Source organism: Marisediminicola sp. UYEF4 (assembly GCF_040546025.1).
GTDB lineage: Bacteria > Actinomycetota > Actinomycetes > Actinomycetales > Microbacteriaceae > Marisediminicola.
In genome coordinates this window covers 43615-61393 of the sequence record NZ_JBEPNA010000013.1, presented here as the reverse complement: position 1 = coordinate 61393, position 17779 = coordinate 43615, and the positions used below count along the sequence as shown (strand labels likewise).

Genomic DNA, 17779 nt, shown 5'->3' with positions numbered 1-17779 from the left:
CTTGCTAGAGAGCGGCGACGCTCAGCCGCCGCTCATCCCCCGAGCCACGCCGCCGCCACCAGTGCAGCCCTCCCCACGTGACCGTGAGAAGCGCCGCGAGCAGGATCGATCCGATCTCCAGAGTCCAGCCGGGCGGGTCGAACCGGATCGTCACCGTGTCGCCGACGCTCGCATCGTCGAGGCTCACCGTCAGCAGATAGTCGCGCAGCGAGTCCGTGAGCTCGGCACCGCTCACCTTGTAGCCCGGCCAGTCGATCCTGCTGAGCACGACCTCTCCCCCGTCCTCCGGGACGGCGGTCACCGTGAAGACCACCTCGCGGTTCTCGTTCGACACCAGTTCGACACTCGTGCCTTCCGACTCCCACACCGGCGCGCCGACGTCGCCGAGCGGCTCGTCGCGTGTCCACAACACCGAGTCCTCGCCGATGTCGGCGAGGGTCCAGCCCTCCGGCACCTCCTCGTCGAGCAGGCGGGACACGCCGGCATCCTCCGGCGTGCGCACGATCTGTACCGAGTCGACCCGCAGGAGGTCGGCAATCGGCAGTGACGTGGTCGGATCGATCTCGAACAGCTTCGACGCCAGCTCGTCGCAGGTCTCACCTCGGGAGGCCATGCACAGGTCGGTCGCGTAGGCCGCGTTCTGGGTGGGGCTGTAGAGGTTATGCACCGGATTCTCGTTGAGGTACCAGGAGTTGCCAACGAGGGCCTCATCCACCCCCTCGTCGCCGAGCGCCGACGGTGTGCCGACCACGATGGTCTGGCCCACCGCACCGGCCAGCTGGTCCGTATAGTCGCCGACCGACGCCGACATCAGGAAGTCCTGCACCGGGGGACTCGGGAAGAACCGGTGTTGGGGAACGGCGATGGCCGCGCTCACGAGCACCACGATGCCGGCCGCCAGTACCGTCGCCGTCGCGTCGCTTCCGCGCTTTCTGAACACGATAGCGATGGCCGCGAAGCCCAGTGCCATGACCGCGCTGACGAGGGCGGACGCCTTCCAGGTGTCGGGGTTGCCCGTCCATCCCACGTAGGCGCTTCCCACGAAGAGGGCGCCGACCGCCACCCACCGCGCTCGACCTGACCTCGCGAGTCTCGCAAGGGAGAACGCGATGAAGAAGAGGAGGATGACGCTAAGGCTCACGTAGGGCATGAGCCGCACGGGTGTGCGCAATGGGCCGAGATCGCTCGGCGCGAGCACGAGCGCCGTCGACAGCAGCAGGTAGACCGGCACCGCCGCTCCGGCGGCCAGCAGGGTTCGGAGTCGCCCGAAGTCGACGAGCGCGAGCAGGGGGAGGAACCACGCGATGTAGGTGAGCGGGACGGGCGCGAATGGGCCCCACCACCACGACGCCACCTGCGGCGAGGCGGTGGCGAGAGTGGAGCCCGCGAATCCGCTGAGGTCGACAGTGAGGAAGTTCGTGTTGTCGATGATCGTCTTGCGGGACGTCGACTGCAGGGTGAGAACGCCGGGAAGGTAGACGGCGAGCGCCACGAGGCCGAGGATGACGCCGGCCAAGAAGACGCGGCGAAGCTGGCGCCAGTCCCGCGCGATCGCCACCTCGACGATTACCGCGACGAACAGCAGGACGAGCATGATCGTGCCGTGCACGTATCCCACCGAGATGAGCAGATACCCGAGAAGGATGGCGGGGATCGGCGACCTGTCGTCCCTCACCATCCGCCTGAGCGCCCACCAGACCAGCGGGAGGAAGGCCCACACCATGAGGCCGGTCACCCACGATGCGGAGTCCAGGTACACCGTGAACCCGGCCATCACGCTCGTGACGCCAGCGGCAAGGGCGAGGGGGGCAGAGACACCGTAGGACCGGGCGAGGAGGAAGATCCCGATGCTTGCCGTGCACAGGAAGACGATCTTGATGGCGGACGAGAACAGAACGGCATCGGTCGCGTACGACGCGGCCACGCCGATCGCGATCGTCAGAACGCTGAAGATCCCCCACTGTCCCTCTGCCGCATAGTTGCCCGCCTGCCAGCCCTGCGCGCTGAAGACCGGCCACACGCCGTCCCTGACCTGGCTGCCGATCTCGAACCAGATCGGGTAGGCGCCGATCTGGGTGTCGTCGTAGAAGTAGAAGCGGGCGTTGAACAGGAGGGGAATGAGGGCGACGAGAGCGGCGACGACCGGGGTGGCCACTCCCCACAGCACGCCGGATGAGCGCCAGTCCGGTCCCCCGGTGGATGCTGGAGCCTCGAAGTGGCGAGTCTCGTCTGTCGGGGTCATGAAAGGCACACCCCTAGAGTATCGGGGCACCATCCGCGCCAGGTGAGCTGCGGGCTCACTCCCGGCGCGGCCGCACTTGGTCGGGAGCCGCGCAATGCCCTATTCTCAGGGGCAGGTCACGCCGGGAGCTGGCTCGATGCCTTGTGCTCTCGAGCCGCCCGAGCACGCGGTCCGATCCACTCCGGCACAGTTCAGAGAAGCACAGGCAGCATGGCATTGCGTCACCAAGCACAACGCATCATCGGCGCCACATTCGGGCGCGGCGCGAGAGGGCTGCAGAAGTTGCAGGCTCGACTGGTGCCATCGACCGGGCGGGCCTTCTACCTCGTGAGCGCAGCGGGACTGCCGAACTACGGCGACGAATTCATCACCCGCGCATGGCTGCGGTATCTCGCGGCGGAGCATCCGGATGTCGACGTGTGGCTCGACTGCCTCGAGCCAGGCCGTGCCGCATTCCTGTTCGCGGACGCTCACCCGCGCCTGCGGACGACGAACACCCTATGGCAGCTGACTGGTCTGATCGGCGATGGCGATCCGCTCGAGGTCGGCCGCACCGCCGAACGGCTCATTCGCGAGCTCGGGACACCGCGCCTCGATCCCGGCTTGGAGGCGATCCGCACGATGCGCTCGGTGCACCTGCTCGGTGGGGGCTACATCAACCGCCTCTGGCAGAACAATGTGGGACTCATCCACGCCCTCGTCGCCATCAAGCGGGCATTCGGCATCCCCATCTACGCGACCGGCATGGGACTCCTGCCCCAGAACGATGACTCCGCCGAGGTGTTGCGCCGCGTGTTGCCCGAGTTCGACCTGGTGGAATCACGGGATTCCGCCGGTGCCCAGCTGCTCGGAATCCCGCTGGGCGTCGACGACGCTTTTCTCGGCATCACGCAGGGCGATGTATTCGACGGCGACGCATCAAGCCCGGAGATCATGATCCTGATCCAGGGCGACCTGATTCCTGATGGCCACGTGGACGGTCTGCTCGATGCCGTCGAGCGTTTCGTCGCCGGGGTGGGCGGCGACCGCGGGAACCCGATCGGTTTCGTCGAGGCGATCCCGCCGGACGACTCGCGCTTCTACGAACTGGTACGCGGGCGGTTCCCCCAGAGCCGCTTCTACCCGTTCTCCTACCTCTGGAACATCGGCCTTCCGGTCCGCCCCGGGCAGCAGTGGCTCACCACCCGCTTTCACATCCACCTGCTCGCCGCGGCCGGCGGCGCGAAGGGCGCGTTCATCACCGGCAAGCCCGGCTATTACGACATCAAGCACGGTTCGCTGGTCGAGCTGGGCACCGGATGGTCCAATGCCGGCAGCACCGAGGCGATCGACGAGTCCGGGTTGCACGCCACGGGCAACCGCCGGTTCGCGGCGCACGCGATCGAGTGCGGCGAGGCGAAGTTGGCGGTCGCCGCCCGGCTATACCCGGTGGCGTCTCAGGCCGGGTAGGCCCGCGCGAGAAGGGAGGCGAGATACGTGCCGTAGCCGCTCTTGTTCAGTTCCGTGGCCAGCTCCGACAGGCGGGCATCGTCGATCCAGCCCGCCCGCCACGCAATCTCCTCGATGCAGCCGATCTTGAACCCCTGACGGTCCTCGATGACGCGCACGTACTCGGATGCCTGCATCATCGACTCGAAGGTGCCGGTATCGAGCCAGGCCGTGCCGCGGTCGAGCACCTGCACCTGCAGGGTGCCGCGCTCCAGGTACCGTTCGTTGATGGTCGAGATCTCGAGTTCACCTCGTGCGCTAGGTTCGATGCTCTTGGCGACCTCGATGACGGAGTTGTCGTAGAAGTAGAGCCCCGGCACCGCGTAGTTGCTCTTCGGCCTCGTGGGCTTCTCCTCGATGGAGACCGCCTTGAGGTCGTCGTCGAATTCGACGACGCCGTACGACCGCGGGTCCGCGACCCGGTACGCGAAGATCAGGCCGCCGTCGATCTGGTGGTGGCGCCGGAGCGCCGTGCCGAGGCCGGCGCCGTGGAAGATGTTGTCGCCGAGCACGAGCGCGACCGAATCGTCGCCGATGAAATCTTCGCCGATGATGAAGGCCTGGGCGAGCCCGTCGGGCGACGGCTGCTCCGCATACTGGATGTCGAGCCCGAGGGCCGAGCCGTCGCCGAAGAGGGCCCGGAACTGCGAGTTGTATTCCGGCGTCGTGATGATGAGGATCTCGCGGATGCCAGCCATCATGAGCGTCGAGAGGGGGTAGTAGATCATCGGCTTGTCGTAGATCGGCATGAGCTGCTTCGAGATGCCCTTGGTGATGGGCCAGAGGCGTGTGCCGGATCCGCCGGCGAGGATGATTCCGCGCATGGTCAGTTGCTCTTTTCGGAGAGGAAGGCGTAATGGGCGCGGACGACGTCCCAGGTGGGAAGGAGCCCGGCCTCGGCCGCCTCGATCAGGCCGGGCGCGTCGGTATCCTTCGTGGAGAGCAGAAGCTCGCCCGCCTCCGGCGGAAAGACGAGCCCGATGGCCGGGTCGAGCGGGTTGATGCCATGCTCGCGCGGGGCGTTGAACACGTCGGAGACGAGGTAGCTGACCGTCGCATCCTCCGTGAGCGCGACGAAGGCGTGCCCGAGCCCCTCGGCCAGGTAGACGGCCCGCCGGTCGACGCTGTCGAGCAGCACGCTGTCCCATTCACCGAATGTCGGCGACCCGACCCTGATGTCGATCACAAAGTCGAGCACGGCGCCCTGCGACGCGGTCACGTATTTCGCCTGCCCGGCGGGGACATCCGCGAAATGGATGCCGCGCAACGCCCCCCGGCGCGACACCGACGTGTTCGCCTGTCGCAGGTCGAGCGGGTGCCCCACCACCTCGGAGAGTTTGTCGAACCGGTACCACTCGAGGAAGACGCCCCGGTCGTCACGGAACTGACGGGGCGTGATCTCGTAGGAGTCCGGTATGGAAAGCTCGCGGATTAGCACGTCGGAAGTCTAGCCCGGGAGCCGTTCCGCAATGTCGAGGCCGCCGGTCACCCGGCCGGACGAAGCTCGGGCACCGGCCATCCGGCACCCGACCACTCCTGGAAGGTAATGGCTCGGTCGAGGGTCGGCCCGGTGTAGAAGATGTCCGGTGAACCCGCGAACTTGTAGAACGCGTCACCGGGGAACCGGGACCTCTGCTGCGGGGTGGGGAACGCTGCCGCCTTCCACGAGGCGTAGTCGACGGACTGGCTCTGGAGTGACGAGGTATCGGGAGAGTAGACGATGGTGGGATTCCAGGAGAGCTTGAGGTAGCCCTGACCCGATCGGTTCTCGAACGGCCGGGTGCCGGTGGCGGCCCACTCGGCGGGGGTGAGCTTGCGGACGGTGCGGTCCGCCCCGCTCAGGAACAGCTCCGAACCGGTGTCCCACTTGTAGATGCTGCTCCCGGCGATCCATCCGGTGATCACCGCGTTGGGGAATCCCGCGTGCCTCCACTGGTCGAAGGCGAGGTGCTCCCACTGCCAGCTGCTTTCGCCTCCCGGCCACTGGGTGACCGCGTACACCGAGGGCGACCACGCGTACTTGACGAACCGTGTCGGCGCGACGAGCGGCGTGCGGGAGTTGTACACGGTGGTCCACCGCTCGAACGAGAGCGCGGTCGGAGTCACCGCGCCGTCGGCCGAGACCAGCTCGTAGATCGTCGACAGGTGGGCCGGGCGCATGATGGGCCACGGGCCGGCGTCCGCGCGCGGGTAAGTCGCGAACAGCTGCACCCAGTAGTTGCCCCGGGCGACGAAGCCGACGCCCATGTGGGTGTAGCTCGATCGAAGAATGTTGTCCCTGTGGCCGGGCGAGTTCATCCAGCCGATCATTACCGCGCCTGCCGCGGGGTACCCGGCGGCGATGTTCTCGCCCATGCCGGTCCACCCCGCATCGACCCGGGTGGACCGCCAGGTCGTCGTGCTGTGGACGAAGTTCCCGCTGGAGCTCATGGTCTGAGCCCACTCCTGCGCAGCAGCGTCGAGGCGGGAGTTGCGGGCAAGCGCCGGCTGCCCCACCTTGGCGCGCTCCGCGTTCGTCGCGGCCACGATCTGGTCGTGGTTGATGTCGGCTGACGCGCTGGTGGCCCCCGCCGACACCAGCAGCACAGAGAGGAGCAGTAGTGCGGACACCCGAGCGCCGATTGCAAGAAGGGATTGCATGGTCGATTCCCCCGAATCTGTGGTTTCCCTTCGGTCACCCTAGCAAGCGCGCAATCGCCAGCGCCGGGCAATGCTGGTCACCGGTCGCGGGGCCCCGGGCACACAATCCGGTCACGGTGTCCGGTCACTGGGTAGAATCGTCAGCGCCACTGTTCGCGAGCCGGAAAGAACGCACTTCATGAGAATCCTTGTTACTGGCGGCGCTGGCTTCATCGGCTCGAACTTCGTTCGGCGCACCCTGCAGGACGCGTACCCGGGGCTCGAGGGCGCCGAGGTCGTGGTCCTCGACTCCCTCACCTATTCCGGCAACCTGGAGAACCTCGTCCCGGTCGCCGATTCACCGCGCTACACCTTCGTGCACGGCGACATCCGCGATGCCGCCCTGCTCGACACGCTCTTCCCCAGCATCGACGCGATCGTGCACTTCGCCGCCGAGTCGCACGTCGACCGCTCGGTGCGTGACGCGTCGGTCTTCGTCGAGACGAACGTGCTCGGCACGCAGCAGCTGCTCGACGCGGCGCTGCGCCATGAGGTGAGGCGCTTCGTGCACGTCTCGACAGACGAGGTCTACGGTTCGATAGCCGAGGGATCGTGGGATGAACAGCGCCCGCTCGAACCCAACTCCCCCTACTCGGCGTCGAAGGCCGGGAGCGACCTGCTCGCCCGCAGCTACTACCGCACACACGGACTCAACGTCTCGATCACGCGCTGCTCGAACAACTACGGCCCGTACCACTTCCCCGAAAAGGTCATCCCGCTGTTCGTGACCAACCTGATCGACGACAAGCACGTTCCGCTCTACGGCGAGGGCAACAACATCCGGGACTGGCTCCACGTCGACGACCACACCCGCGGCATCGCGATGGTACTGACGCGCGGCCGGGCCGGCGAGATCTACAACATCGGTGGCGGCACCGAGCTCACCAACAAGGAGCTCACCCAGCTGCTTCTCGACGCGACCGGCACCGACTGGTCGTACGTCGACCGCGTGCAGGACCGCCTCGGCCACGACCTGCGTTATTCGGTCGACATCGGCAAGATCCGTACCGAACTCGGCTACGAGCCGCTCGTCCCGTTCGAGCAGGGTCTGAACGACGTCGTCCAGTGGTACCGTGACAATCGGCAGTGGTGGGAGCCTCTCAAGGAGCGCGCCGCCCTGAGCGCACTGTGACCCGCTTCCTCGTCACCGGCGCCGGCGGGATGCTCGGCCAGGACCTCCTCACCGCCCTCGCCGGCCGGGAGGTGACCGCCCTGTCGCGCTCCGACCTCGACGTGACCGATCTCGACGCCGTCCGCGCCGCGGTCGCCGGCCACGACGTCGTGGTCAATGCGGCGGCGTACACGAAAGTGGATGATGCCGAGTCCGACGAGGAGTCGGCGTTCGCGGTGAACGCGACCGCCGCCGGATACCTGGCGACGGCGACCGCGGAGGCGGGCGCGATCCTCGTGCAGGTGTCGACCGACTACGTCTTCGACGGCACCGAAACGACCCCCTACGCGGAGGACACCCCGCTTCGTCCGGTGTCCGCCTATGGGCGCACCAAGGCGGAGGGCGAGCGGCTCGTCGCTCGGCAGAACCCCGACCGCAGCTACATCGTTCGCACCGCGTGGCTGTACGGCGCTGGTGGCCCCAACTTCGCCGCGACGATGCTGAAGCTCGCGGCGCAGCGCGACGAGCTGTCGGTCGTCGACGACCAGATCGGCCAACCCACCTGGACCCTCGAGCTCGCTCATAAGATCGTCGAGCTCGTGGATGCTGGTGCCCCGTTCGGCATCTACCACGGCACGAGCTCAGGGCAGGGGAGCTGGTTCGATTTCGCCCGCACGGTATTCGCGAACGCGGGACTGGACCCCGAGAGGGTACAGCCGACGGACAGCTCGTCCTTTCAGCGTCCGGCTCCCCGCCCCGCCTATTCTGTTCTCGGGCACGAAGCCTGGCGCTCCGCCGGCCTCGCCCCGATGCGCGACTGGCGGGAAACGCTGGGGGATGCCATGAGCCAGGGAGTTGTGAAGACGCAGTGACGACAACGCTTCGGGTGATCGTGGACGACATCATCGCCCCCGGGTCGGGTGGTGCCGGGCGCTATGCCGAGGAACTCACGCGCGAGCTCATCCGTACCGCCCCGGCCGGATGCGAGGTCAGCGGCGTCGTGTCGGCCTCCCCCGAGTCGGACTACGACACCCTGCAGACGCTGCTTCCGGGCCTGTCCGACCTGTTCAAGAGCGCCCTCGCGCGGCGCGAGCTCCACCTCGCCTGGCAGCACGGCGTCACCAAGCTCCCCGGCGGCGGGATGATCCACTCACCAAGCCTGCTCGCTCCCCTCGGCAGGCGGGATCAGGCGGCCGACCCCAGCGGACAGACCGTCGTCACGATCCACGACGCCATCGCCTGGACGCATCCGAGACTCATCAGCCCGCGCCGGGCTTCCTGGCAGAGGGCGCTGGCCAAGCGCGCCTTCAAGTACGCGGACGCGGTCGTCGTTCCGACCCACGCCGTTGCACACGATCTCGCCGAGGTCTACAACTTCGGCGACCGGATCCGGGTGGTCGGCGGAGCGGTGAGCCCGCGGCTCGCCCTCCCCGTCGACGCCGAGGACCGCGCCACAGAGCTGGACCTGCCCGGCCGCTACATTCTGAGCGCCGGCACGATCGACGCGCGCAAGGGGCTCGAGCCGCTCGTCCGCTCGCTCGCGAGCGAGCACGACACCGGTATTCCGCTGCTCGTCGCCGGCCCCGAGGGTTGGAACGCTCCCGACCTCGACGCCATCGCGGCCGAGGCCGGCCTGGACCCGTCGCGGGTGCGTCGCCTTGGTGTGCTCTCCGACAGCGACCTCGCGGTCGCCATCGGTCGGGCATCCGTCTTCGCCTTTCCGAGCCTCGCCGAGGGCTTCGGCCTGCCGCTCATCGAGGCTTTCAGCCTCGGCACCCCCGTGGTGCACTCGGACGCCCCGGCCGTCGTCGAGGTCGCCGCGGGCGCCGGTGTCGCGGTTCCGCTCGCCGACGACGACGGCTACCCGGGGCGCCTCTCTACCGCGATCGCCTCCGTGCTCGCCGACGCGACGCTCGCCGAGCGGCTGCGCTTCTCGGGCATCGACCGGGCCGCCGCGTTCAATTGGCGCGACTCCGCGCAACAGGTGTGGCAGCTGCACGCCGACCTGTAACCGCGCCGCGCGCCGCGGCCAGCGTCACTCGTCCTCGACCGGGACGAGCGAGCCCGCCAGTGTCGCGCGCACGAGTTCGTGGATCATCGCGTAGTCGGGGTCCAGCGTGTCCACGACACCAGGCACCAGCTCGAGCTTGGTGATCGGCGTCGCCCGTGCCCGACTGGCGATGTCGACGAATCGGGGGAGCATCACCGACGGGATATCCGTCTTGACGACCTGCACCCCCGCCTCCGCGATGCCCTGGAACTTGCCGAGCACGTTGGCGGGCTCGAACTGGGTCAGGATCGCCTCCTGCACCTGGCGCTGGCGCTCCATCCGGTCGTAGTCGGTCGCAGCGAAGCGTGACCGGCCGTACCAGAGCGCACCAGCGCCGTTGAAGCGCTGCACTCCCGGCTCGATCCAGTAGTCGGGCTCGGTGTTGGTGATCGACCCGATCGGGGTACGCACGGGAACATCGATCTCGACGCCGCCGAGCGAGTCCACGAGCTGCGCGAATCCCTGCATGTCAATGAGCACGAAGTACTGGATCTCGAGCCCGGTGACCCCGGACACGGCGTCGCGGGTCGCCTCGATGCCGGGGGTGCTCCCACCCGCGGTGGCGTCGGGATAGAGCTCCGGATGCTCCACGCCGTAGGTGTACAGATAGTTGATCAGGCACTCGTCGCCACAGTCGTACCCGTCCGGGTACGGTCCCCAGAGGGGCGAGCCATCAGAGAACGTCGCCCGTTCGAAGTTGCGCGGGATTCCGATCATCGTCGTGGCGCCCGTTTCGACGTCGATACTCGCGAGGGAGATGCTGTCGGGGCGCAAACCCGTGCGGTCGGGGCCGGCGTCGCCGCCCAGCAGCAGGATGTTGTAACGCCCGTCCACGGGCTCCTTGTAACTGCCGTCCGCGAAGAGCTCGGTGAGGGTGGTGCGGGTCACCCCCGCGACCATCGCGGCGTAGCTCGCGGTTCCCGCGGTGAGCACGAGGGCGAGCACGGCGAGCCCGGCGATGAACGGGCGGACTTTCGGTCGAGCCCGCACCAGCCGCGAGAGGCGCAGCGTGTCGAGCGTCAGGATGACCCACAGGACGACGTAGGCGATCAAAACCCCCTGCACGACGGTGAGGGCAACGACGTTCGACGCGACCCAGTAGATGGCGGTCGGCCAGGCGAAGAACAGCATGGCCGCGACGGCGACGATGCCCCACAGCACGAAGGTCATCGAGACCCCGATGCGCCCGAGACGGCGGCTTCCCGCGAGCAGCTGGGCCGAGCCGGGGATGAGGATGTTCAGCCCGACGAGCCACCAGCCACGCTTGGTCATCGTGCCTGGCGACTTCAGGTCGGGGTGCCTCACCGGGCTGACAATGCTCACAGGGTGGACTTGAGCGCGGCGTTCTTCTCGGCGACGAGGGTCTCGAGGTCCCGGGCGTGCTGAGCGAGCTGGGCGGTGAGGTCGGCGTCGGACGACGCGAGGATTCGGATCGCGAGGAGGCCGGCGTTGCGCGCACCTCCGATCGACACGGTCGCGACGGGAACGCCGGCGGGCATCTGCACGATCGAGAGCAGCGAATCGAGCCCGTCGAGCGTCGACAGTGGAACGGGAACGCCGATCACGGGCAGGGTCGTCACCGAGGCGAGCATGCCGGGGAGGTGGGCCGCCCCGCCGGCGCCGGCGATGATGGCGCGGATGCCGCGACCTGCGGCTTCCTTGCCGAAGCTCATCATCTTCTCCGGGGTCCGGTGCGCCGAGACGACCTCCACCTCTGCGGCGACGCCGAATTCGGCGAGTACATCGGCGGCGGCGCGCATCACGGTCCAGTCGGAGTCCGACCCCATGACCACGGCAACGAGGGGCTCAGGCATGCACACCATCGTAGTTTGCCCCGGCGAGCCCTGGCGCCGCGCCCGAGCGTGTCTTAGCCCGCCGCCTCGCTCCCGAGCAGCGCCGCCGCCGAGCGCGCGCGCCAGACCACCTCGTCGAGGTCGTCTCCGCCGGCCGTGGCGTGCCCGATCTTACGTCCGGGCCGAGGGTCCTTGCCGTACGCGTGCAGCTTGACCGTCGGCTGGTCGGCGAGCGCGGCCGGGAAGCGGTCGGTGAGCGAACCGGTCACCGGACCGCCGAGCACATTGACCATGACCGACCACACGTCGCGGCATCCCGTGGCTCCCAGCGGGAGGTCGAGCACCGCCCGCAGGTGCTGCTCAAACTGGCTGGTGGTGGACCCGTCGATCGACCAGTGCCCGGTGTTGTGCGGGCGCATCGCGAGCTCGTTCACCAGCAGGCGGTCGTCGGTCGTCTCGAACAGCTCCACCGCGAGCACACCCGTGACGTCGAGCTCACGCGCCACCGTCGTCGCGATGTCGAAGGCGACATCGGAAATTTTGCCGGCGGATGCTGGTGCCGGGGCGATGACCTCGGCGCACACGCCATCGCGCTGGACGCTCTCGACGACGGGCCAGCCGACAATCTCACCCGATGGGCGCCGTGCGACGAGCTGGGCGAGCTCGCGACGGAAATGCACGAGCTCTTCGACGAGCAGCGGCGTGCCGCTGCCGAGCCAGTCGGCCGCATCGGCCGCATCCGTCACGATCCTCACGCCCTTGCCGTCGTAGCCGCCGGTCGCAGTCTTGAGCACTGCGGTGCCGCCGTGGTTGTCGAGGAATGCGGCGAGGTGGTCGGCCGTGCCGACGCGGGCCCAGTCCGGCACGGGGAGACCGAGCGCGCTCAGGCGCTCGCGCATCAGGATCTTGTCCTGGGCGAGCAGCAGCGCGTGCGGTCCTGGGCGCACCGCGACGCCGCGCTCGACGAGCGTGGACAGGATCGCCTGGGGCACGTGCTCGTGGTCGAACGTGATGACGTCGACACCCTCGGCGAACCGGAGGACCGTGCCCTCATCGCGGTAGTCGCCGACGGTCGTGGCGGCGAGGCCGGCGGGGCTACCGTCGATCTCGGCGAGGACCCGGATCTCGATTCCGAGGCCGAGAGCCGCGGGGATCATCATTCTGGCAAGCTGTCCGCCGCCGATTACACCAACGATGGGAGTCATTGTTTTCTTTCAGGAACATTGGGATTGCTGCGATTAGACTGCCGAATCGGCGTGGTCCCCATCTTTGCCTATCGACCGGGAGGGCGCATGCGAAGCATCATCGGGCAGTTCACCCGTTTCGGTCTGGTCGGCATCGTCGGCCTCGTGATCGACATCGGGGTTTTCAATCTCCTCCGGGCAACGGTGCTCTCCCCCGACGCGTACGGCGATGGTCCTCTTCTGGCGAAGGTGATCTCCGTGTCGCTCGCGATTGCGGCGAACTGGGCCGGCAACCGGTACTGGACGTTCCGACTCCACCGCAGCGCCAAAGCGCTCGGCGAGGGGGTTGCGTTCGCGATCGTCAGCGTGGGCGGGATGCTCATCGCGCTCGGCTGCCTCTGGTTCTCGCACTACGTGCTGGGGCTGCAGAGCGCCATCGCCGACAACATCTCCGCCAACGTCGTGGGCCTCGGCCTCGGCACCGCGTTCCGCTTCTGGCTCTACCGCACCTGGGTGTTTGCGCCCGCGATCGCGTCAGGGGCGGCCGAGCGCCCGATACAACCAGCCGGCGTCTCGCCATTGGACGGGGTCGAGGCAGTTGCGCCCGTCTACGATGGCGCGGGTCGCAACCGCTGAACCGACAACCGTCGGGTCGAGCGCGCGGTACGTCCTCCACTCGGTCAGCAGGGCCACGGCATCCGCACCCCGCACCGCGTCGTCGACGGATGCGACGTAGTTGAGGTCGGGGAAGCGGCGGCGCGATGTCTCGATGGCTTCGGGGTCGGTCGCCACGACATCTGCGCCGAGCGCGGCGAGGCGCACCGCGACGTCGAGCGCGGGGGAATCCCGCACATCGTCGGAATCCGGCTTGAACGCGAGGCCGAGCACGGCGATTCGCTTGCCTGCGACGTCGCCGCCCACGACCTCCGTGACCAAGTCCACCATCCGGCCGCGACGGCGCAGGTTGATGCTGTCGACCTCGCGCAGGAAACTGAGCGCCTGGTCGACGCCGAGCTCCTCCGCGCGCGCCATGAATCCGCGGATGTCCTTCGGCAGGCACCCGCCGCCGAAGCCGAGTCCGGCATTCAGGAACTTGCGGCCGATGCGCGCGTCGTAGCCGATCGCGTCGGCGAGCTGGGTCACGTCGGCGCCAGTCGCCTCCGCCACTTCCGCCATCGCGTTGATGAACGAGATCTTGGTGGCGAGGAACGCGTTGGCGGCGACCTTGACCAGCTCGGCGGTGGAGAAGTCGGTGACGACCTTGGGGGTGCCCAGCGCGAGGGCGGAGGCGTAGACCGAGTCAAGGAGCTTCTCACCGACGTTGTCGCCGGGGGCAAGCCCGTAGACGAGTCGATCGGGGGTGAGGGTGTCTTTCACGGCGAACCCCTCCCGCAGAAACTCGGGATTCCAGGCGAGCGTGGCCCCGCTGCCGGCCGAGCGTACGACCTCGGCGAGGCGCGCGGCGGTGCCGACCGGCACCGTCGACTTGCCCACGACGAGGTCGCCGTCACGCAGGTGGGGCAGCAGGCCCGTCACCGCCGCGTCGACGTAGCGTAAATCGGCGGCATTGCTCTCGCCGAGCTGCGGGGTTCCCACCGCGATGAAGTGCACGGCAGCCCCACTCACCTGCGAGATGTCCGTCGTGAACGTCAGCCGGCCCGAGGCGATGGCCGACTTCAGCAGCTCGGGGAGCCCGGGCTCGAAGAAGGGTGGCGTGCCTGCGGCGAGCAGGGCGATCTTCGCGGCATCGACGTCGACGCCGATGACCTCGTGCCCGAGGTCCGCCATGCACGCGGCATGGACGGCACCGAGGTAACCGCAGCCGATAATGGAAACTTTCATGGGCCTTCTCATTCGCGTCGGCGGAAGCCCCAGCCTAATCGGGCACCGATCATCGCACGCCCCACGCGGTTGTCTCGTCCGAGGCACCCGACTGCTCGGCCTGGCGCCTGGCGGCGATGGGGTTGAGGCTCTTCTCCATGAGGTCGTGCAGGGCTCCCTGAACGAGGTCGGCACTCGGCGCATCCTTCATGACAACCGGGTTCTCGAGCCCCGTGTTGATGATCACATCACCGCTGCGGAACAGGCTCTGCAGGGCGTTCTTGCGCACGGAGACGTCGTAACCGCGGCTGTGCAGGAGCTCCTGCCTCGTGCGCACGAACAGCCCGTAGCGCAGCACGATGCGCCGCGTCGTGATGATGTACCGTTTCGCGAGCCAGAACAGCAGCGGAAGCATCCACAGCAGCACGATCACCGCGGCGCCGCCACCGAGCACGGCGAGGTTCTGCCACTCCTCGTCGAAGCGCCCGTAAAAGTAGGCGATGGACCCGACCCCGCCGATCAGGACGAGCGAGGGCCAGAACATCGCGCGCCCGTGCGGCCGGAGGCTCGCGACAATACGCTCTGGTTCAGGGCCAGGCTGGCCGGGCTCCGATGACATGCTTCATTCATACCGCAGATGTGTCACGTCGCCGGCGGCGACAGCCTGAACCCGGCCATCCGACTCGCTTTTGACACAGAGCCGCCCGGAGCGGTCGATGTCGATCGCGGCGCCGGAGAGGTCGTCTCCGCGGGGAAGGTGCACCCGCACGCGCTTCCCGAGCGTGCTGCACGACTCGGAGACCTGCTCGCGGATGCCACTGCCGTCGGCGTCGCCGCCGAGGTGGAGGAACTCCCGGTACAGCGGGCGGAACGCGGTGAGCCACCCCACGAGGACCGCGTCGGCGAGTTCGTCGCCGAACAGGGTCGCCCCCTCGATGCCGAGAGAAGTCGAGGTGGGCGTCGGGAGGCCGTCCGCCGGGATCGCCAGGTTGATACCGGCACCGAGAACGAGGCCGTCGGCGCCGGGCAGAAGTTCCGCGAGGATCCCGGATACCTTACGGCCATGTACGAGCACGTCGTTGGGCCACTTGAGCTCGGCGCCGTCCGACGGCAGCAGCGCGGAGATCGATCTCGCCAGGGCGAGGCCGGCGATGAGCGGGATCCAGCCCCAATGACTGAGTTCGAGCGATTCCCCCGCGGGAAGCCGAGGGCGCAGCAGCACGGAGGCGGCAAGCGTCTGGCCGGGCGGCGCGATCCACTCGCGCCCGAGGCGGCCGCGACCGGCGGTCTGGTTCGCCGTCGCGACGACCGTGAATTCGGGGGCGGAATCGGCGAGCGCGAGCAGAGCATCGTTGGTCGACGGCGTCTCCTCGAGCACGGCGAGGCGTGCGATGGCCGAGCTGCGGGGAAGGTGCATTCCCCAAGGGTACGGTTTCGGCGCACGGCGGCGCCCGGATGCTGTGGGGTACCGACAACGTCCCGGCCCCCGGTTCGTCGGTAAGGTGAAAGCGTGACTTCTGACGACACTGCCGAACCTGACCTGTACACGACAGCGGGCAAACTCGCCGACCTCAAGGTCCGATACCACGAAGCGGTGACCGCGAGCGGAGACGCCGCGATCCGAAAGCAGCACGCGAAAGGCAAGAAGACCGCCCGCGAGCGTATCGAGCAGCTGCTCGACCACGGATCCTTCGTCGAGCTCGACGAGTTCGTGCGGCACCGCACTCACGCCTTCGGCATGGAGAAGTCCCGGCCATACGGTGACGCGGTCGTGACCGGCACCGGCACCATCCACGGCCGCCAGGTCGCGGTGTACGCGCAGGACTTCACCATCTTCGGCGGCTCGCTCGGCGAGGTGGCGGGCGAGAAGATCATCAAGGTCATGGACCTGGCCCTCAAGACGGGCGTGCCGATCATCGGAATGCTCGATTCCGGCGGCGCGCGCATCCAGGAAGGCGTTGTCGCGCTCGGAAAGTATGGCGAGATCTTCCGGCGCAACACGGCGGCATCCGGAGTCATCCCACAGATCTCCATCGTCATGGGCCCCGCCGCGGGAGGCGCCGTCTACTCTCCGGCACTCACCGATTTCGTGATCATGGTCGACAAGACGAGCCAGATGTTCGTCACCGGGCCCGACGTCATCAAGACCGTGACGGGCGAAGATGTGGGCATGGAGGAGCTCGGCGGCGCGCTCACCCACAACCAGAAGTCCGGCGTCGCGCACTACCTCGCGAGCGACGAGGACGATGCCCTCGACTACGCGCGCGCCCTGCTGAGCTATCTTCCGGACAACAACCTCGCCGAGCATCCGCTGTACGCGAGCGATGTCGAGCTCGAAATAACCGATGCCGACCGCAAGCTCAACACGATCATCCCCGACAGCCCCAACCAGCCCTACGACGTGAAGTTCATCATCGAGCACATCGTCGACGGCGGGGAGTTCCTCGAGACGCAGCCGCTCTTCGCACCCAACATCGTTGTCGGCTTCGGCCGCGTCGAGGGTCGCGCCATCGGCATCGTCGCCAATCAGCCGAGCGCCATGGCCGGCACGCTCAATATCGAGGCCGGCGAGAAGGCCGCGAGATTCGTGCGCTTCTGTGACGCCTTCTCGATCCCGATCCTCACCCTCGTGGACGTTCCCGGCTACCTGCCGGGCACGGAGCAGGAATGGACCGGCGTCATCCGCCGCGGGGCCAAGTTGCTGTACGCCTACGCGGAGGCCACGGTTCCGCTCGTGACGGTCATCACCCGCAAGGCCTACGGCGGCGCCTACATCGTCATGGGGTCCAAGCAGCTCGGCGCCGACCTCAACTACGCCTGGCCGACCGCCGAGATCGCCGTCATGGGCGGCCAGGGCGCGGTCAACATCCTCTACCGGGCAGAGATCAAGCAGGCGGAGGCGGACGGTGAGGACGTCGCCGCGGTGCGCACGCGGCTGGCAAGCGAGTATACCTACAACGTCGCGTCACCGTTCCTCGCGGCGGAGCGCGGCGAACTCGACGGAATCATTGAGCCGGCCGCGACACGCGTCGCGATCGTCAAGGCGCTGCGCGCGCTGCGCACGAAACGCGCGTCGCTGCCACCGAAGAAGCACGGGAACATCCCGCTGTGATCACGGTGCCCGAGGGCGAAGCCGACGCCGAGATCACCATCCTCGCCGGTGACCCCTCCGCCGCGGAGCTCGCCGCAATAACCGCCGTTGTCACGGCGCTCGCCGAGGAGCTCTCCGACGATGCGCTCCTCGAGACCTCCACGCCCCGGAGCGCCTGGCAGCGGAGCCAGCGAGCCCTGCGCCAGCCGCTCGCGCCGGGGTCGGGCGCCTGGCGCTCGTTCTCGGGCTAACACCCCCCACAACGGGGGGCGTTTCCGCCGATTCCGTCGTTGGGAACGAGCACACCTTCGGATTTCGCA

At 68.1% G+C, this 17779-nt stretch carries 17 protein-coding genes; 7 read left to right on the top strand and 10 right to left on the bottom strand.

Features of this window, described 5'->3' with window-relative positions; genetic code table 11:
• Positions 1 to 4: 4 nt before the first annotated feature.
• Positions 5 to 2242 carry a glycosyltransferase family protein gene (locus tag ABIB15_RS11795; RefSeq protein ID WP_354478688.1) on the bottom strand — a complete coding sequence of 746 codons (2238 nt, stop codon included), beginning with the start codon at positions 2240 to 2242 and terminating at the stop codon, positions 5 to 7.
• Positions 2243 to 2452: 210 nt separating this feature from the next.
• On the opposite strand from ABIB15_RS11795, the gene ABIB15_RS11790 reads away from it, so the two are divergent.
• On the top strand, positions 2453 to 3691 hold the full coding sequence (locus ABIB15_RS11790) for a polysaccharide pyruvyl transferase family protein (RefSeq protein WP_354478685.1): 1239 nt from the start codon (positions 2453 to 2455) through the stop codon (positions 3689 to 3691).
• On the opposite strand, the gene rfbA is transcribed toward ABIB15_RS11790, so the two are convergent.
• From rfbA to ABIB15_RS11775, 3 genes are read right to left on the bottom strand one after another with little or no spacing between them, the layout of a single operon-like run.
• Positions 3679 to 4554 carry a glucose-1-phosphate thymidylyltransferase RfbA gene (gene rfbA / locus ABIB15_RS11785; protein ID WP_354478683.1) on the bottom strand — a complete coding sequence of 292 codons (876 nt, stop codon included), beginning with the start codon at positions 4552 to 4554 and terminating at the stop codon, positions 3679 to 3681. The two genes, ABIB15_RS11790 and rfbA, sit on opposite strands and share 13 nt — an antisense overlap.
• 2 nt (positions 4555 to 4556) lie before the next feature.
• Positions 4557 to 5168 carry a dTDP-4-dehydrorhamnose 3,5-epimerase family protein gene (locus ABIB15_RS11780; RefSeq protein ID WP_354478680.1) on the bottom strand — a complete coding sequence of 204 codons (612 nt, stop codon included), beginning with the start codon at positions 5166 to 5168 and terminating at the stop codon, positions 4557 to 4559.
• 47 nt (positions 5169 to 5215) lie between these two features.
• Positions 5216 to 6370, bottom strand: coding sequence for a CAP domain-containing protein (locus ABIB15_RS11775; protein ID WP_354478678.1), 1155 nt, complete (start codon positions 6368 to 6370; stop codon positions 5216 to 5218).
• Between the two features lie 178 nt (positions 6371 to 6548).
• Between ABIB15_RS11775 and rfbB the strand changes: the two genes are divergently transcribed.
• From rfbB to ABIB15_RS11760, 3 genes are read left to right on the top strand one after another with little or no spacing between them, the layout of a single operon-like run.
• Positions 6549 to 7541, top strand: coding sequence for a dTDP-glucose 4,6-dehydratase (gene rfbB, locus ABIB15_RS11770; protein WP_354478675.1), 993 nt, complete (start codon positions 6549 to 6551; stop codon positions 7539 to 7541).
• Complete coding sequence (gene rfbD / locus ABIB15_RS11765) at positions 7538 to 8392, top strand: dTDP-4-dehydrorhamnose reductase (protein ID WP_354478673.1); 855 nt, start codon at positions 7538 to 7540, stop codon at positions 8390 to 8392. Before rfbB ends, rfbD begins: the two co-directional genes overlap by 4 nt.
• Positions 8389 to 9531 carry a glycosyltransferase family 4 protein gene (locus ABIB15_RS11760; RefSeq protein WP_354478671.1) on the top strand — a complete coding sequence of 381 codons (1143 nt, stop codon included), beginning with the start codon at positions 8389 to 8391 and terminating at the stop codon, positions 9529 to 9531. Before rfbD ends, ABIB15_RS11760 begins: the two co-directional genes overlap by 4 nt.
• Positions 9532 to 9555: 24 nt before the next feature.
• Here the strand turns inward: ABIB15_RS11760 and ABIB15_RS11755 are convergent, their stop codons facing one another.
• From ABIB15_RS11755 to ABIB15_RS11745, 3 genes are read right to left on the bottom strand one after another with little or no spacing between them, the layout of a single operon-like run.
• The gene (locus tag ABIB15_RS11755) at positions 9556 to 10893 is read right to left on the bottom strand and encodes an LCP family protein (RefSeq protein ID WP_354478668.1); all 1338 of its coding nucleotides are present in this window, start codon (positions 10891 to 10893) and stop codon (positions 9556 to 9558) included.
• On the bottom strand, positions 10890 to 11393 hold the full coding sequence (gene purE / locus ABIB15_RS11750) for a 5-(carboxyamino)imidazole ribonucleotide mutase (protein WP_354478665.1): 504 nt from the start codon (positions 11391 to 11393) through the stop codon (positions 10890 to 10892). Before purE ends, ABIB15_RS11755 begins: the two co-directional genes overlap by 4 nt.
• Positions 11394 to 11437: 44 nt before the next feature.
• Positions 11438 to 12568, bottom strand: a complete 1131-nt coding sequence (locus tag ABIB15_RS11745) for a 5-(carboxyamino)imidazole ribonucleotide synthase (protein ID WP_354478662.1) — start codon at positions 12566 to 12568, stop codon at positions 11438 to 11440.
• A gap of 87 nt (positions 12569 to 12655) precedes the next feature.
• Between ABIB15_RS11745 and ABIB15_RS11740 the strand changes: the two genes are divergently transcribed.
• Positions 12656 to 13183 carry a GtrA family protein gene (locus tag ABIB15_RS11740; RefSeq protein ID WP_354478659.1) on the top strand — a complete coding sequence of 176 codons (528 nt, stop codon included), beginning with the start codon at positions 12656 to 12658 and terminating at the stop codon, positions 13181 to 13183.
• Here ABIB15_RS11740 and ABIB15_RS11735 read toward each other — a convergent pair.
• The 3 genes from ABIB15_RS11735 to ABIB15_RS11725 are packed head-to-tail and all read right to left on the bottom strand — an operon-like array spanning position 13082 to position 15785.
• Complete coding sequence (locus ABIB15_RS11735) at positions 13082 to 14389, bottom strand: UDP-glucose dehydrogenase family protein (protein ID WP_354478656.1); 1308 nt, start codon at positions 14387 to 14389, stop codon at positions 13082 to 13084. The genes ABIB15_RS11740 and ABIB15_RS11735 overlap by 102 nt on opposite strands.
• A gap of 49 nt (positions 14390 to 14438) precedes the next feature.
• On the bottom strand, positions 14439 to 14987 hold the full coding sequence (locus ABIB15_RS11730) for a PH domain-containing protein (protein ID WP_354478653.1): 549 nt from the start codon (positions 14985 to 14987) through the stop codon (positions 14439 to 14441).
• A gap of 3 nt (positions 14988 to 14990) precedes the next feature.
• A complete protein-coding gene (locus tag ABIB15_RS11725) occupies positions 14991 to 15785 on the bottom strand; it encodes a biotin--[acetyl-CoA-carboxylase] ligase (RefSeq protein ID WP_354478650.1) in 795 nt (264 codons plus the stop codon).
• 93 nt (positions 15786 to 15878) lie between these two features.
• On the opposite strand from ABIB15_RS11725, the gene ABIB15_RS11720 reads away from it, so the two are divergent.
• Positions 15879 to 17480: an acyl-CoA carboxylase subunit beta gene (locus tag ABIB15_RS11720; RefSeq protein ID WP_354478647.1), complete on the top strand. Its 1602-nt coding sequence runs from the start codon at positions 15879 to 15881 to the stop codon at positions 17478 to 17480.
• Positions 17477 to 17710, top strand: a complete 234-nt coding sequence (locus ABIB15_RS11715; protein WP_354478645.1) for an acyl-CoA carboxylase subunit epsilon — start codon at positions 17477 to 17479, stop codon at positions 17708 to 17710. Before ABIB15_RS11720 ends, ABIB15_RS11715 begins: the two co-directional genes overlap by 4 nt.
• The last annotated feature ends 69 nt before the right edge of the window (positions 17711 to 17779 follow it).